Origin of the sequence: Pseudomonas sp. KT_2_4 (assembly GCF_041410225.1) — a bacterium.
Classification (GTDB): Bacteria; Pseudomonadota; Gammaproteobacteria; order Pseudomonadales; family Pseudomonadaceae; genus Aquipseudomonas; species Aquipseudomonas paracarnis.
Genome location: NZ_CP166962.1, coordinates 2,003,846 through 2,017,404, shown reverse-complemented (window position 1 = coordinate 2,017,404; position 13,559 = coordinate 2,003,846). Strand labels below are relative to the sequence as shown.

At 61.5% G+C, this 13,559-nt stretch carries 16 protein-coding genes; 15 read left to right on the top strand and 1 reads right to left on the bottom strand.

Annotation, left to right across the window (positions count from 1 at the left end):
- Positions 1 to 4 precede the first annotated feature (4 nt).
- The 15 genes from fliH (at position 5) to flhB (ending at position 12,176) form a co-directional block, all read left to right on the top strand.
- Positions 5 to 769 (top strand): flagellar assembly protein FliH, encoded by a 765-nt coding sequence (fliH, locus tag AB9N64_RS09240; protein WP_014719350.1) that lies wholly within the window; start codon positions 5 to 7, stop codon positions 767 to 769.
- On the top strand, positions 759 to 2,117 hold the full coding sequence (fliI, locus tag AB9N64_RS09235; RefSeq protein WP_003192955.1) for a flagellar protein export ATPase FliI: 1,359 nt from the start codon (positions 759 to 761) through the stop codon (positions 2,115 to 2,117). Before fliH ends, fliI begins: the two co-directional genes overlap by 11 nt.
- Before the next feature lie 3 nt (positions 2,118 to 2,120).
- Complete coding sequence (fliJ, locus tag AB9N64_RS09230; protein WP_371360203.1) at positions 2,121 to 2,570, top strand: flagellar export protein FliJ; 450 nt, start codon at positions 2,121 to 2,123, stop codon at positions 2,568 to 2,570.
- Positions 2,571 to 2,753: 183 nt separating this feature from the next.
- On the top strand, positions 2,754 to 3,059 hold the full coding sequence (locus AB9N64_RS09225) for an STAS domain-containing protein (protein WP_014719349.1): 306 nt from the start codon (positions 2,754 to 2,756) through the stop codon (positions 3,057 to 3,059).
- A complete protein-coding gene (locus AB9N64_RS09220; RefSeq protein ID WP_014719348.1) occupies positions 3,056 to 4,774 on the top strand; it encodes a fused response regulator/phosphatase in 1,719 nt (572 codons plus the stop codon). Before AB9N64_RS09225 ends, AB9N64_RS09220 begins: the two co-directional genes overlap by 4 nt.
- Positions 4,775 to 4,804: 30 nt before the next feature.
- On the top strand, positions 4,805 to 5,152 hold the full coding sequence (locus AB9N64_RS09215) for an Hpt domain-containing protein (protein WP_371360202.1): 348 nt from the start codon (positions 4,805 to 4,807) through the stop codon (positions 5,150 to 5,152).
- 84 nt (positions 5,153 to 5,236) lie between these two features.
- On the top strand, positions 5,237 to 6,541 hold the full coding sequence (locus AB9N64_RS09210; RefSeq protein WP_137270677.1) for a flagellar hook-length control protein FliK: 1,305 nt from the start codon (positions 5,237 to 5,239) through the stop codon (positions 6,539 to 6,541).
- Between the two features lie 262 nt (positions 6,542 to 6,803).
- A complete protein-coding gene (fliL, locus tag AB9N64_RS09205) occupies positions 6,804 to 7,304 on the top strand; it encodes a flagellar basal body-associated protein FliL (RefSeq protein ID WP_058410281.1) in 501 nt (166 codons plus the stop codon).
- A 9-nt stretch (positions 7,305 to 7,313) separates the two neighbouring features.
- Positions 7,314 to 8,282, top strand: coding sequence for a flagellar motor switch protein FliM (gene fliM, locus AB9N64_RS09200; protein WP_014719344.1), 969 nt, complete (start codon positions 7,314 to 7,316; stop codon positions 8,280 to 8,282).
- 43 nt (positions 8,283 to 8,325) lie between these two features.
- Complete coding sequence (gene fliN, locus AB9N64_RS09195; RefSeq protein ID WP_003192941.1) at positions 8,326 to 8,793, top strand: flagellar motor switch protein FliN; 468 nt, start codon at positions 8,326 to 8,328, stop codon at positions 8,791 to 8,793.
- 1 nt (position 8,794) lies between these two features.
- Complete coding sequence (gene fliO / locus AB9N64_RS09190) at positions 8,795 to 9,229, top strand: flagellar biosynthetic protein FliO (RefSeq protein ID WP_019818369.1); 435 nt, start codon at positions 8,795 to 8,797, stop codon at positions 9,227 to 9,229.
- Entirely contained in the window at positions 9,229 to 9,972 is a 744-nt protein-coding gene (gene fliP / locus AB9N64_RS09185; protein ID WP_003192937.1) for a flagellar type III secretion system pore protein FliP, read from the top strand. Before fliO ends, fliP begins: the two co-directional genes overlap by 1 nt.
- A 4-nt stretch (positions 9,973 to 9,976) precedes the next feature.
- Positions 9,977 to 10,246, top strand: coding sequence for a flagellar biosynthesis protein FliQ (gene fliQ / locus AB9N64_RS09180; protein ID WP_003192936.1), 270 nt, complete (start codon positions 9,977 to 9,979; stop codon positions 10,244 to 10,246).
- Positions 10,247 to 10,250: 4 nt separating this feature from the next.
- The gene (gene fliR, locus AB9N64_RS09175; RefSeq protein WP_005790062.1) at positions 10,251 to 11,036 is read left to right on the top strand and encodes a flagellar biosynthetic protein FliR; all 786 of its coding nucleotides are present in this window, start codon (positions 10,251 to 10,253) and stop codon (positions 11,034 to 11,036) included.
- Positions 11,037 to 11,039: 3 nt separating this feature from the next.
- On the top strand, positions 11,040 to 12,176 hold the full coding sequence (flhB, locus tag AB9N64_RS09170) for a flagellar biosynthesis protein FlhB (RefSeq protein WP_019818363.1): 1,137 nt from the start codon (positions 11,040 to 11,042) through the stop codon (positions 12,174 to 12,176).
- A gap of 33 nt (positions 12,177 to 12,209) precedes the next feature.
- Here flhB and AB9N64_RS09165 read toward each other — a convergent pair whose 3' ends face one another.
- The gene (locus tag AB9N64_RS09165) at positions 12,210 to 13,322 is read right to left on the bottom strand and encodes a hypothetical protein (RefSeq protein ID WP_032902455.1); all 1,113 of its coding nucleotides are present in this window, start codon (positions 13,320 to 13,322) and stop codon (positions 12,210 to 12,212) included.
- Positions 13,323 to 13,559: the final 237 nt, after the last annotated feature.

Here is a 13,559-nt window from a genome sequence, read left to right as displayed (position 1 = left end):
TTGCATGTCGAATAAAGATGAGGCGCCCAGCGATCTGATTCGCGCGCGGGATGTCGGTGGTTTCGACATCTGGTCGCTGCCCAGTTTCGACCCCCATGTGCCGGAGCCTGAGCCTGAACCGGTTGAAGAACCTCCGGCAGAGATGGAAGAAGTGCCACTGGATGAAGTCCAGCCACTGACCCTCGAAGAGCTGGAAACCATTCGTCAGGAGGCCTACAACGAAGGCTTCGCGGCGGGGGAAAAAGACGGTTTTCGCAGCACCACCCTCAAGGTTCGCCAGGAGGCCGAAGCGGCGCTGGCCACCAAGTTGGGTAGCCTGGAACGCCTGATGGGCAACCTGTTCGACCCTATCGCCGAACAGGACTCGCAGCTGGAAAAATCCATGGTTGGCCTGGTGCAGCACATCGCGCGCCAGGTGATCCAGCGCGAACTGGTGCTCGATTCCAGCCAGATCGAAGGCGTGATGCGCGAAGCCCTCAAGCTGCTGCCCCTGGGCGTCGGCAATGTGCGGCTGTACATCAACCCCCAGGATTTCGAACAGGTCAAAGCCCTGCGCGAGCGCCATGAAGAAACCTGGCGCATCGTCGAAGACGCTTCGTTGCAGCCCGGTGGTTGCCGTGTCGAAACCGAGCACAGCCGCATCGATGCAACGGTGGAAACCCGCATCAGCCAGATCATGGCCAAGTTGTTCGATCAACTGCATGAACAAGCCCTGCACCCCGCCGAGCCGGACCTGAGCGTTGACCTGGACGCCACCGATGCGCCTTGATCGCACCAGCTTCGCCAAGCGCCTGGGCAGCTACGCCGAGGCCACCGAGTTGCCCGGCCAGCCGATCCTCGAAGGGCGCCTGTTGCGCATGGTCGGCCTGACCCTCGAAGCCGAGGGCCTGCGCGCCGCCATGGGCAGCCGCTGCCTGGTGATCAACGACGACAGCTACCACCCGGTGCAGGTCGAAGCCGAGGTGATGGGCTTTTCGGGCAGCAAGATTTTTCTGATGCCGGTCGGCAGCCTCGCCGGCATTGCCCCCGGCGCCCGCGTGGTGCCGCTGGCCGACACTGGCCGCCTGCCCATGGGCATGAGCATGCTGGGCCGCGTACTCGACGGGGCCGGCCGTGCGCTGGACGGCAAGGGCGGCATGAAGGCCGAAGACTGGGTGCCGATGGACGGCCCCACCATCAACCCGCTCAAGCGCAACCCCATCAGCGTGCCACTGGACGTGGGTATTCGCAGCATCAACGGTTTATTGACGGTCGGTCGCGGCCAGCGCCTGGGCCTGTTCGCCGGTACTGGCGTGGGTAAGTCGGTGTTGCTGGGCATGATGACGCGCTTTACCGAGGCCGACATCATCGTGGTGGGGCTGATCGGCGAGCGGGGCCGCGAAGTGAAGGAGTTCATCGAGCACAGCCTCGGTGAAGAAGGGCTCAAGCGTTCCGTTGTCGTCGCTTCTCCGGCAGACGATGCACCGCTGATGCGCCTGCGTGCGGCGATGTACTGCACGCGCATCGCCGAATATTTTCGCGACAAGGGCAAGAACGTCCTGTTGCTGATGGACTCGCTCACGCGTTTCGCCCAGGCCCAGCGCGAAATCGCCCTGGCCATCGGTGAACCGCCCGCGACCAAGGGTTACCCGCCATCGGTGTTCGCCAAGCTGCCCAAGCTGGTGGAGCGTGCCGGTAATGCCGAAGCCGGCGGTGGCTCGATCACCGCGTTCTACACCGTGTTGTCCGAAGGCGACGACCAACAGGACCCGATTGCCGACTCGGCGCGAGGTGTGCTCGACGGCCACATCGTGCTGTCGCGCCGCCTGGCCGAAGAAGGGCACTATCCGGCCATCGACATCGAAGCGTCCATCAGCCGGGTGATGCCGGCGGTGGTCACGCCGGAGCATATGGCCCGTGCCCAGCAGTTCAAACAGTTGTGGTCGCGTTACCAGCAAAGTCGCGACCTGATCAGCGTCGGCGCCTATGTGGCCGGTGGTGACCGCGACACCGACCTGGCCATCGCCTTGCAGCCGCAACTGGTGACCTACCTGCGCCAGGGTCTCAACGACAAGATCACCATGGGCGAGAGCCAGTCGCACTTGCAGTCCATCTTCGCCCCGGCGCCGGGCGGCTAAGCCATGGCCAACAGCCGCGCCGCCCGCCTGGCTCCGGTGGTGGAGATGGCCGAAAAGGCCGAGAAAGCCGCCGTGCAGCGCCTGGGCTACTTCCAGGGCCAGGTGCGCCTGGCCCAAAGCAAGCTCGGCGACCTGGAGCGCTTTCGGGGCGAGTACCAGCAACAGTGGATCGAGCGCGGTAGCCAGGGTGTATCCGGCCAGTGGCTGATGGGGTACCAGGGCTTTCTCAATCAGCTTGAAACCGCCGTTGGTCAGCAACGCCAGAGCCTGGCCTGGCACGAGGCCAACCTCGACAAAGCGCGCGAGGCCTGGCAACAGGCGTTTGCCCGGGTCGAGGGGCTGCGCAAACTGGTGCAGCGCTACATCGACGAAGCGCGAGCCATCGAAGACAAGCGCGAGCAAAAGCTGCTCGATGAATTGTCCCAACGCCTTCCCCGCCCAGAACAGTTCTAACCGGCACCACAAATCCAGTATGGGAGCCGGCTTGCCTGCGAACGCGGTGGTTCAGTTAAAGATTCAGTGGCTGACACGCCGCCATCGCAGGCAAGCCAGCTCCCACAGTTGATTCACTGTGTTGCTCAGATGCGGTTCAGCTGCTACACCTTGTGTCTAGTGCAACGACAAGGAAGCAGTCACATGACAGTCGAGTCAGAAGTATCCCTGGACGGGAAGAAGTTGACGATCGCAATCAAGGGCCGGTTCGATTTCGGCAGCCACCAGGCGTTTCGGGAAGCCTACGAGCGTTTCTACAAGGTGCCCGAGACCTATATCGTCGACCTCAAGGATGCCACCTACATGGACAGTTCAGCCCTTGGCATGCTGCTGTTGCTACGGGATCATGCTGGAGGTGATGACGCCGAAGTTCGCGTGACGAACAGCAACTCCGACGTGCGCAAGATCCTCGCCATCTCCAACTTCGACAAACTGTTCGATATCAATTGAGCGCCCTGGCCCCTGTCCTGGAGGCGCTGACCATCCTGATCGCCGAAGACAGCGCCGCCGACCGCCTGTTGCTGGCGAGCATCATCCGCCGTCAGGGCCACCAGGTGCTGACTGTCAGCAACGGCGCCGAAGCGATTGAGGTGTTTGCCCGTGAGCGCCCGCAACTGGTGTTGATGGACGCGCTCATGCCGGTGATGGACGGCTTCGAAGCCGCACGGCAGATCAAGCAACTGGCGGGGGAGGCGCTGGTGCCGATCATCTTCCTCACGTCGCTGCGCGAAAGCGAAGCCCTGGCCCAGTGCCTGGACGCGGGCGGCGATGACTTTCTGCCCAAGCCCTATAACCCCTTGATCCTGGCAGCGAAGATCAACGCCATGGACCGCCTGCGCCGCCTGCAGGCCACGGTTTTGCAACAGCGTGACCTGATCGCCAGGCACCACGAACACCTGATGCATGAGCAGCGGGCGGCCAAGGCGGTGTTCGACAAGGTCGCCCATTCCGGTTGCATCAACGCCGCGCCGAATATCCGCTATCTGCAATCGCCTTATGCGTTGTTCAATGGCGACTTGTTGCTGGCGGCTTACACGCCATCGGGTGACATGCATGTGTTGCTGGGTGATTTCACCGGCCATGGCTTGCCGGCCGCCATCGGCGCCATGCCCCTGGCCGAAGTGTTCTACGGCATGACCGCCAAGGGCTACGGCCTCACGCAGACCCTGCGGGAAATGAACGCCAAGCTCAAGCGCATCCTGCCGGTGGACATGTTCTGCTGCGCCACCTTGCTGTGCCTGAGCGCCCAGCGGCGGGCGGTGGAGGTGTGGAACGGCGGCATGCCCGAAGGCTATGTGCATGAAGTCGCCACGGGCAGGCGCACGCCATTGATGTCGCGGCACCTGCCCCTGGGGGTGTTGTCGGCAGAGGCGTTCGATGACAGCACCGAGGTCTGGCCCATGGCGTTGGGCGACCGGGTGTTTTTGCTTTCCGACGGCGTGCTCGACACCGCTGACGCCAACGATCAACTGTTCGGCGCCGAGCGCTTGCAGCAGGTGTTCGCCGCCAACCGCGAGCCCGACCGCCTGTTCGAGGACATCGAGCAGGCCCTGGCGGCCTTTCGCGGCCAGGCGCGCGATGACGTCAGCATGGTCGAGATCACGTTGCAGGCGGGCCAACCCTTGCGAGCGGCCGAACCGATGTATGCCGACAGCGGCCGGTCGTGCCCGCTGGATTGGTCGGTGAGTTTCGAATTCCGCGCCCAGACGCTCAGGACCTACAACCCGTTGCCGTACCTGCTGCAACTGCTGTTGGAGATCCATGGCCTGCGTGCGCAGAGCGGGGCGCTTTACAGTGTGATGGCCGAGTTGTATTCCAACGCGCTGGAGCATGGCGTGCTGGGCCTGGACTCACGGCTCAAGCGCGATGCCCAGGGGTTTGCGCAGTATTATCGCCAGCGCCATGAGCGCCTGGCGCAGTTGGACAGCGGTTACGTGCGCGTGCATGTGCAGGTGGTACCCACCGACAAGGGCGGCAAACTGACCTTGCGCCTCGAAGACAGCGGGCAGGGTTTTGATGTGGAGCAAGAGCTGGCGCGCCCCGTGGACATCGACCGTCTGTCTGGTCGGGGCCTGAGCCTGGTGCGTCAACTGAGCAGCGCTGTAGGCTGGTCCGATGGCGGGCGCACTGTCTGCGTGGAGTTTTGTTGGGCGGCTCTGGCATAATCCGCCGATTCTTGATCAAGGAGCGAGCAAGTGGCTGAGATTCATATGGACCCCGGGGTGTTGTCGGGTTTGCAGGAAGTCATGGAAAGCGAATACCCCACGCTGCTGGACACCTTTCTGCATGACTCTGAAGAGCGCGTGCAAGCGCTGCGCAAGGCGCGGGACGACGCCAAGACGTTGGGGCGTATCGCACACAGCTTCAAGGGCAGCAGTGGCAACTTGGGGGCGCTGCGCTTGGCAACGTTGTGTGAGCGGTTGGAGACCGAGTCCTTCAAGTCTGCTTCCGACTTGGGGGCGTTGGTGGATCAGATTGATCGTGAGTTTGCGCTGGTTCGGCCGCTTTATGAGCATGAGCGGGAGCGGTTTTCTGGGGTTTGATATTTTATCGGCCTGACTTGGCCCGACTCTTGCTCTACCTCCATAGACTGCATCCCCGACCCCATGCAGTGGAGACCCTAACTTATGCCAGTCGTCCCCAATTCGCTTCTTCAGGCTGCCACTGCGGCCAAGCCTCAAGCGCCGGCCGCCACGCCTGCGGTAGCGCCTGCGGCCCCGCGGGACAAGGGCGCTGGCTTCGCTCAAGTGTTTGCCAAGCAAGCTGCCAAGCCGCAGGCCAAGAGCGACGACGCGCCAGCCAAACCCGTGCGCGACAAGGCTTCTGATCCCAGCGCCAAACCGGCCGCCGGCGACGATAAACCTGCCGCCAGCGCGCCAGCGGTTGCCGATAGCGGCAATCCCTTGCCTGCCAAGCCGGCCAAGAGCGACGACCACGCTGACAGTGAAGGCGAGCCACCTGCCGACCCGTCCCTGGCGCAGCAACCGGTGGCCGACCCGGCGCTGGTCGCCGCCGTGACGCCCGTGGCAGCCCCTGTGTCCGTACAAGCGCCTGCCGTTACGGCCGAAGATGACCAGGCCCAGCCGCTCATTGCTGTGACCGAGGAGCCCAAGCAGCCGGCCTTCGACCCTGAGGCCGACCCGCTGGATTCGATGCCGGCCGTGCGCCTGGCGATGGAGCAGGGCGGTCACGTCTCGGCCAGCAGCCAGGCGCCGCAGAAAGCCGCGCCCACCCCCCAGGACCAGCCGACCGCCGCGCAGAGCTTTGCCACCGGCCTGGCCAACATGGTCGACCAGCAAGCCACCAAGGACAGCACTGACCAGGGGGGCGACAAGGCCTTCGGCGCGCTGATCGATGACGGCCTCAAGGACCTCAAGAACGCCAGCAGCGACACCCGCGTGGACGACTTCGCCAACCGCCTCGCCGCGCTGACCCAGGCCGCCACGCCCAAAACCGCCAACGCCTTGCCGCCGGTTGCCAACGCGCCGCTTGCCATGCATCAGAGCGGCTGGACCGAAGAGGTGGTCAACCGCGTGATGTACCTGTCCAGCGCCAACCTCAAGTCGGCCGAGATCCAGTTGCAGCCCGCTGAACTGGGGCGCCTGGATATCAAGGTCAATATGACGGCGGACCAGCAAGCCCAAGTCAACTTCATGAGCGGCCATGCGGTGGTGCGTGAAGCCCTGGAAAGCCAGTCCGGCCGTTTGCGCGAGATGTTTGCCCAGCAGGGCATGGGGCAGGTGGATGTGAACGTGTCCGACCAGTCGCGGGGCCAGGACCAGCAGCAACAGCAGAGCCAGGCGCGAGGCGTCAGTGGCAGCGGCAGGCGTGCTGACAGCGGCGACGCCGGTGGCCCTGTGGACGTGGCCGAAGTGGCAGCGCCCGTGAGCCAGAGCGTGATCGGCTCCAGCGCCGTCGACTACTACGCCTGACTTCCTGCTCAAACCCGGTCAGTGTGGGAGCTGGCTGATCGTTCCCACGCTCTGCGTGGGAATGCCACCCCGGACGCTCCGCGTCCCGAAGTCGGCGATGTTTTCGACCGTTGCGCACGGTGACGCGTAGCGTCACAGGATGCATTCCCACGCAGAGCGTGGGAACGATCATCTTCCTGCGCCTGCCAGCCAACTCTGGCATAACACTTGCTCTTGCCTTGCCATAGATCTACGAATCCCCGAATAGTGACGGATTATTGGCATGGCGAAGAGCGACGACGCAGCAACTCCCCCCGCAGGCAAAGGCAGGCTCAAGCTGATCCTGATGATTGTGCTGGGCCTGCTTCTGGCCATCGGTGCGTCGGTGGGCGGCACTTGGTACATCATGCACAGCAGTGCGAGCAAACCGGCGCCCGCCGCCGAAGCCGCCACGAACGTCAAGCAACCGGCAATCTTCGAACAGATGCTTCCGGCCTTTGTCGCCAACTACAACCAGAATGGTCGTCAACGCTACCTGCAGGTGAGCATCACCTTGCTGGCGCGCAACCAGGCGGACCTGGATGCCCTCAAGGTGCATATGCCGGTGATCCGCAACAACCTGGTGATGCTGTTCTCCGGGCAGAGCTTCGACAGCCTTGCCACGCCAGTCGGCCAGGAAATGCTGCGCCAGAAGGTCACTGCCAGCGTGCAGGAAGTGGCCCAGAAAGAACTCGGCAAAGTTGTGGTCGAGCAGGCGCTCTTCACTAACTTCGTATTGCAGTAGGATCACGACATGGCCGTGCAAGACCTGCTGTCCCAGGATGAAATCGATGCGCTGTTGCATGGCGTGGACGATGGTCTGGTACAGACCGAAATGGCTGCCGAACCCGGCAGCGTCAAAAGTTATGACCTGACCAGCCAGGATCGCATCGTGCGGGGACGCATGCCGACCCTGGAGATGATCAACGAACGCTTTGCCCGCTACACCCGCATCAGCATGTTCAACATGCTGCGCCGCTCGGCGGACGTGGCCGTGGGCGGTGTGCAGGTGATGAAGTTCGGTGAATACGTACACTCGCTGTACGTGCCCACCAGCCTCAACCTGGTCAAGATCAAGCCGTTGCGCGGCACTGCGCTGTTCATCCTCGACGCCAAGCTGGTGTTCAAGCTGGTGGACAACTTCTTCGGCGGCGACGGCCGTCACGCCAAGATCGAAGGGCGTGAATTCACCCCCACCGAACTGCGCGTGGTACGCATGGTGCTGGAGCAGGCCTTCATCGACTTGAAGGAAGCCTGGCAGGCGATCATGGAAGTCAACTTCGAGTACATCAACTCGGAAGTGAACCCGGCCATGGCCAACATCGTCGGGCCGAGCGAGGCCATTGTGGTGTCGACCTTCCACATCGAACTCGATGGCGGTGGCGGCGACCTGCACGTGACCATGCCGTACTCGATGATCGAGCCGGTGCGCGAAATGCTCGACGCCGGCTTCCAGTCCGACCTCGACGACCAGGACGAACGCTGGGTCAAGGCCCTGCGCGAAGACCTGCTGGACGTCGACGTGCCGTTGAGCGCCACCGTGGCCCGCCGTCAGTTGCGCCTGCGCGATATTTTGCACATGGCGCCTGGGGACATCATCCCCGTCGACTTGCCGGAAGAGTTGATCATGCGCGCCAACGGCGTGCCGTCATTCAAGGTCAAGCTCGGTTCCCACAAGGGCAACCTGGCGCTGCAAGTGGTTGAGCCGATCAACCGCCGCTGATTCAACCCCAATTCATGATTGTTTGCTGCGCCGAGGACATGTAATGGCTACCGAACACGAAAATACTTCCGCCGAAGACCAGGCCCTGGCTGACGAGTGGGCTGCGGCCCTGGAAGAAACCGGCGATGTTGGCCAGGACGACATCGACGCGCTGCTGGCCGCCGACGCCGCTACCGCGCCGGCCGGCAACCGCCTGGCCATGGAAGAATTCGGCAGCGTGCCGAAGAACAACGACCCGGTGAGCCTCGACGGCCCGAACCTGGATGTGATCCTCGACATCCCGGTGTCGATTTCCATGGAAGTGGGCAGCACCGAAATCAACATCCGCAACCTGTTGCAGCTCAACCAGGGCTCGGTGATCGAGCTGGACCGCCTGGCCGGCGAGCCGTTGGACGTGCTGGTCAACGGCACCCTGATTGCCCATGGCGAGGTGGTGGTGGTCAACGAGAAGTTCGGCATCCGCCTGACCGACGTGATCAGCCCGAGTGAACGCATCAAGAAGTTGCGCTGAGATGAAGTACTCGATGGCGGGACTGTTGCTGGCGCTGCCATTGAGCGCCCTGGCGGCGGAGCCGGTGGCGCAGGTGGCTGCGGCGCCAGCGGTCGGCAGTGTCAGTGGGCAGTTGACGCAACTGGTGCTGGGCCTGTTGCTGGTGATTGGCCTGATCTTCGTGCTGGCCTGGTTGATGCGCCGCGTGCAGCGCATCGGCCCGGGCAACGGCCAAGTGATCGAGCTGGTGGGCTCGCGCGCCCTCGGCCCGCGTGATCGGCTGGTGCTGGTGCAGGTGGGCGAGGAGCAGATCCTGCTCGGCATCACCCCCGGCCGCATCACCCCGCTGCATGTACTCAAGACCCCGGTGGACGCGGTCAAGACCGAAGCCGCCACGCCAGAATTCGCCCAGCGCCTGATGGAGTTGCTGGGCAAGGATCAGAAGGATAAGAAGTAATGCGCGTTTTGTTGACGCTCATGCTGTTGCTGGCCGCACCGATGGCCCTGGGCGCCGACCCGTTGTCGATCCCGGCGATCACCCTGGGCACCAACGCGGCGGGCGCGCAGGAATATTCGGTCAGCCTGCAGATCCTGCTGATCATGACGGCGCTGAGTTTTATCCCGGCGTTCGTCATGCTGATGACCAGCTTTACGCGGATCATCATCGTCTTCTCGATCCTGCGCCAGGCCCTGGGCCTGCAGCAGACGCCATCGAACCAGATCCTCACCGGCATGGCGCTGTTTTTGACGCTGTTCATCATGGCGCCGGTGTTCGACAAGGTGAACCAGCAAGCCCTGCAACCTTATCTGGCGGAAAAGCTCACAGCCCAGGATGCCATCGACAAGGCTCAGGGCCCGATCAAGGACTTCATGCTGTCGCAAACCCGCTCCAGCGACCTTGAGCTGTTCATGCGCCTGTCCAAGCGCACCGACATCGCTACCCCGGACCAGGCGCCGCTGACTATTCTGGTGCCGGCGTTCGTCACCTCCGAACTGAAGACCGCGTTCCAGATTGGCTTCATGATCTTCATCCCGTTCCTGATCATCGACCTGGTGGTGGCGAGCGTGTTGATGGCCATGGGTATGATGATGCTGTCACCGTTGATCATCTCGCTGCCGTTCAAGATCATGCTGTTTGTGCTGGTGGACGGCTGGGCGCTGATTATTGGCACCCTGGCCGGCAGTTTCGGAGGGGTATAGCGCTATGACGCCAGAAGTCGCCGTTGACCTGTTCCGTGAAGCGCTGTGGCTGACCACCCTGATGGTCGCCGTGCTGGTGGTGCCCAGTCTGTTGGTGGGCCTGCTGGTGGCGATGTTCCAGGCGGCCACCCAGATCAACGAACAAACCCTGAGCTTTCTGCCGCGCCTGCTGGTGATGCTGGTGACCCTGATCGTCGCCGGCCCGTGGCTGGTGCAAACCTTCATGGAATACATCCTGCAGTTGTACGGCAGTATTCCGCAGTTGATCGGCTGAGCCGATGCAATCCTTGCTGGCCTTGACCGACACCCAGATCAGTACCTGGGTGGCCTCGTTCATCCTGCCGCTGTTTCGCGTCACGGCGATGTTGATGGCCATGCCGGTGTTCGGCACCACGCTGGTACCGCGTCGTGTGCGCCTGTATTTCGCTGTGGCGATCACCGTGGTGATCGTGCCGGGCCTGCCGCCGATGCCGCCGGTGAACGCACTGGACCTTAGCGCCTTGTTGCTGATTGCCGAACAGATTCTGATCGGCGCCATGCTGGGGTTTTCCCTGACCCTGTTCTTCCAGGCTTTCGTGGTGGCCGGGCAAATCATCTCGATCCAGATGGGTATGGGCTTCGCTTCAATGGTGGACCCCACCAACGGCGTGTCGGCGGCGGTGATCGGGCAGTTTCTGACCATGCTGGTGACCTTGCTATTCCTGGCCATGAACGGTCACCTGGTGGCGTTCGAGGTGCTGACCGAGAGTTTCACCACCTTGCCGGTGGGCGCAGGCTTGGTGGTCAACCACTTCTGGGAACTGGTGGGGCGCCTCGGTTGGGTGCTGGGCGCGGCGCTGTTGCTGGTGTTGCCGGCGATCACGGCGCTGCTGGTGGTCAATATCGCGTTCGGCGTGATGACCCGCGCGGCGCCGCAACTGAACATCTTCTCGATTGGTTTCCCGCTGACCCTGGTGTTGGGCATGGGGATTTTCTGGGTCGGCCTGGCTGACATTCTCAATCAGTATCAACCGCTGGCCACCGACGCCTTGCAGTTCTTACGTGACCTGGCACGGGCGCGCTGAGCCATGGCCGAGAGCGAGAGTGGTCAGGACAAAACAGAAGACCCCACGGAGAAACGTAAAAAGGACTCCCGGGAAAAGGGCGAGATCGCGCGCTCCAAAGAGCTCAACACCTTCGCCACCATGATCGCCGGTGCAGGCGCCTTGCTGATCTACGGCGGTGGCCTGGCGCTGGACCTGCTGGAGATGATGAAGCACAACTTCAGCTTGCCCCGCGAAGTGCTGCTCAACCCCGACGCCATGGCCCAGTACCTGCTGCACTCAGGCAAAATCGCCCTGTTGGCGGTGCAGCCGATCTTGATCACCTTGCTGCTGGCCGCGCTGATCGGCCCGGTGGCCCTCGGCGGCTGGTTGTTTGCCGCGGGCAGCATGGCGCCCAAGTTCAGCCGCATGAACCCGGGGGCGGGGCTCAAGCGCATGTTCTCTGCCAAGGCCCTGATTGAATTGCTCAAGGCCCTGGCCAAGTTTTTCCTGATTCTGTTCGTGGCGTTGGCGGTGTTGTCATCCGACATCGACGACTTGCTGCGCATTGCCCATGAACCGCTGGAATCGGCGATCATCCACAGCGTGCAGGTGGTGGGCTGGAGCGCACTGTGGATGGCCCTCGGGCTGATCCTGATCGCCGCCGTGGATGCGCCGATCCAACTGTGGGAAAGCCACAAGAAACTGCTGATGACCAAGCAGGAAGTGCGCGACGAGCACAAGGACCAGGAAGGCCGCCCCGAGGTCAAGCAACGCATCCGCCAACTGCAGCGGGAAATGTCCCAGCGCAAGATGATGGCCTCGGTGCCCGACGCCGATGTGATCATCACCAACCCGACCCACTACGCCGTGGCCCTCAAATACGACCCGGAGAAGGGTGGCGCACCGATGCTGCTGGCCAAGGGCAGTGATTTTACTGCGTTGAAAATCCGCGAAATCGCCGTGGCCAACGACATTCTGTTGCTGGAATCGCCGGCGTTGGCGCGCTCGATTTTCTATTCCACCGACCTCGACCAGGAAATCCCGGCCGGCTTGTACCTGGCCGTTGCACAGGTACTGGCCTACGTTTACCAAATCCGCCAATACCGCGCCGGCAAGGGCAAGCGGCCTGATCCGCTCAAGGATTTGCCGATTCCGCCGGATTTGCGTCGGGATTCCTGAGGCTCAATGCGCCGCGGCTGTGGTAAACCGTAGTTATTTAAGTCGCTCGGGAGTATCGCTTTGGGGTGCTTCGACTTTCGATAATTGCAGCACGTACACCTGCTCTACAAGTGTAGGGTCTGGTTTACCGCCACGGGTTCCAAAGAGCTCTTGCCGGCCATCCACTACCAAAAAATTGTGGCCTGGAGCGCTGGCAACCCCGATTTCACCCGGGGTTTCCAGCTCCTTCAACTTCGCGTTACTATCGCGGCCGGGTTTAATGTGATCCTTTAACCCAAGGAGTTCATACCCTTCCCAGGGAGAAGCTCCATCGTTAAGGCTTTTCACGCCATTAGCGTAGCTCTGTCCAACACGATCATAGCTATTTACCAGTTGTGCTCGCTTGGCAGCCACTGCGAACATAAAGTTAGCGTCGGTGAGCATCACCGGATCATCGCCTTTATACCCTGAATTGCGGGCTGCCAACTGTAACTCGCCTTTTGACAGGTACAGTTTGAAACCGTCGCGCATGGTCACGAAATAACCCTGAGCGACTTCCTTTACCGCTTCAAAGACATCCTTTTGACCAAACAGCGCCATCCCTGCCTTGATCCAGGAAGTAATTACACAGTTATCTTCATAACCTTGGCTGAAACCACTATAGATATTTTCTGGCTTTTTTCCGGGTTCAGACCCACCAGGATGATAGTGATAGAAGCTGTCCGCCTTCATCAGGGGCTTGTCACTGATGACCTCGCCCGCGGGGTAAAGGCTCATGTCGACGTTTTGGGAATTGCTGCCACCATCACCTGGAATCCCGCGCGGGTCAGATGTCCAGCCTCCTCTTACCAAATTAAGATCGTCCTGCAGGCGTTTGAATCGTTCAGGTGACAGGGCTGATTCAAAACGCTGTAGATAGGCTTTCAGATCTTTTTGCGGCATCACCTTGAGTTTTTCGATCAACTTATCGAACGCTGCGGGTGAATCCACTTCATTGCCTAAAATCTCGAATAGCGTTTTTTTCAGATCTGGTACCAGTTTAGTTTCGCCCGTCGACGGCGCTGGCGCCCAAACGTACTCAGCTTTAGGGGGCCCTGATTCAACCGTTTCAGCCTCTGAGGAGGCAAAGCGAAAAAAGGTGTTTAATGCGTTTAAATTTAAGTCCATGGTTTCGCCGCTATTTTTTAATCGCTTATCCACCCTAGGGAAGGGTGATTTTAAAGAGCTGATCGCTCAGCGAGTTGAGTGACAAAAAATGTCGTACCGGTTCCACAAAATCTTTATCCCTAGGCCCGATAGCGTTTTCGCAGGCGTCGAAGTACCTATCATGATGACTTCATCAGGATTCAAACCCGGTCTTACCTGTCAACTTTGACAGTAGCCATTACGCCGCCTTCACTGTTT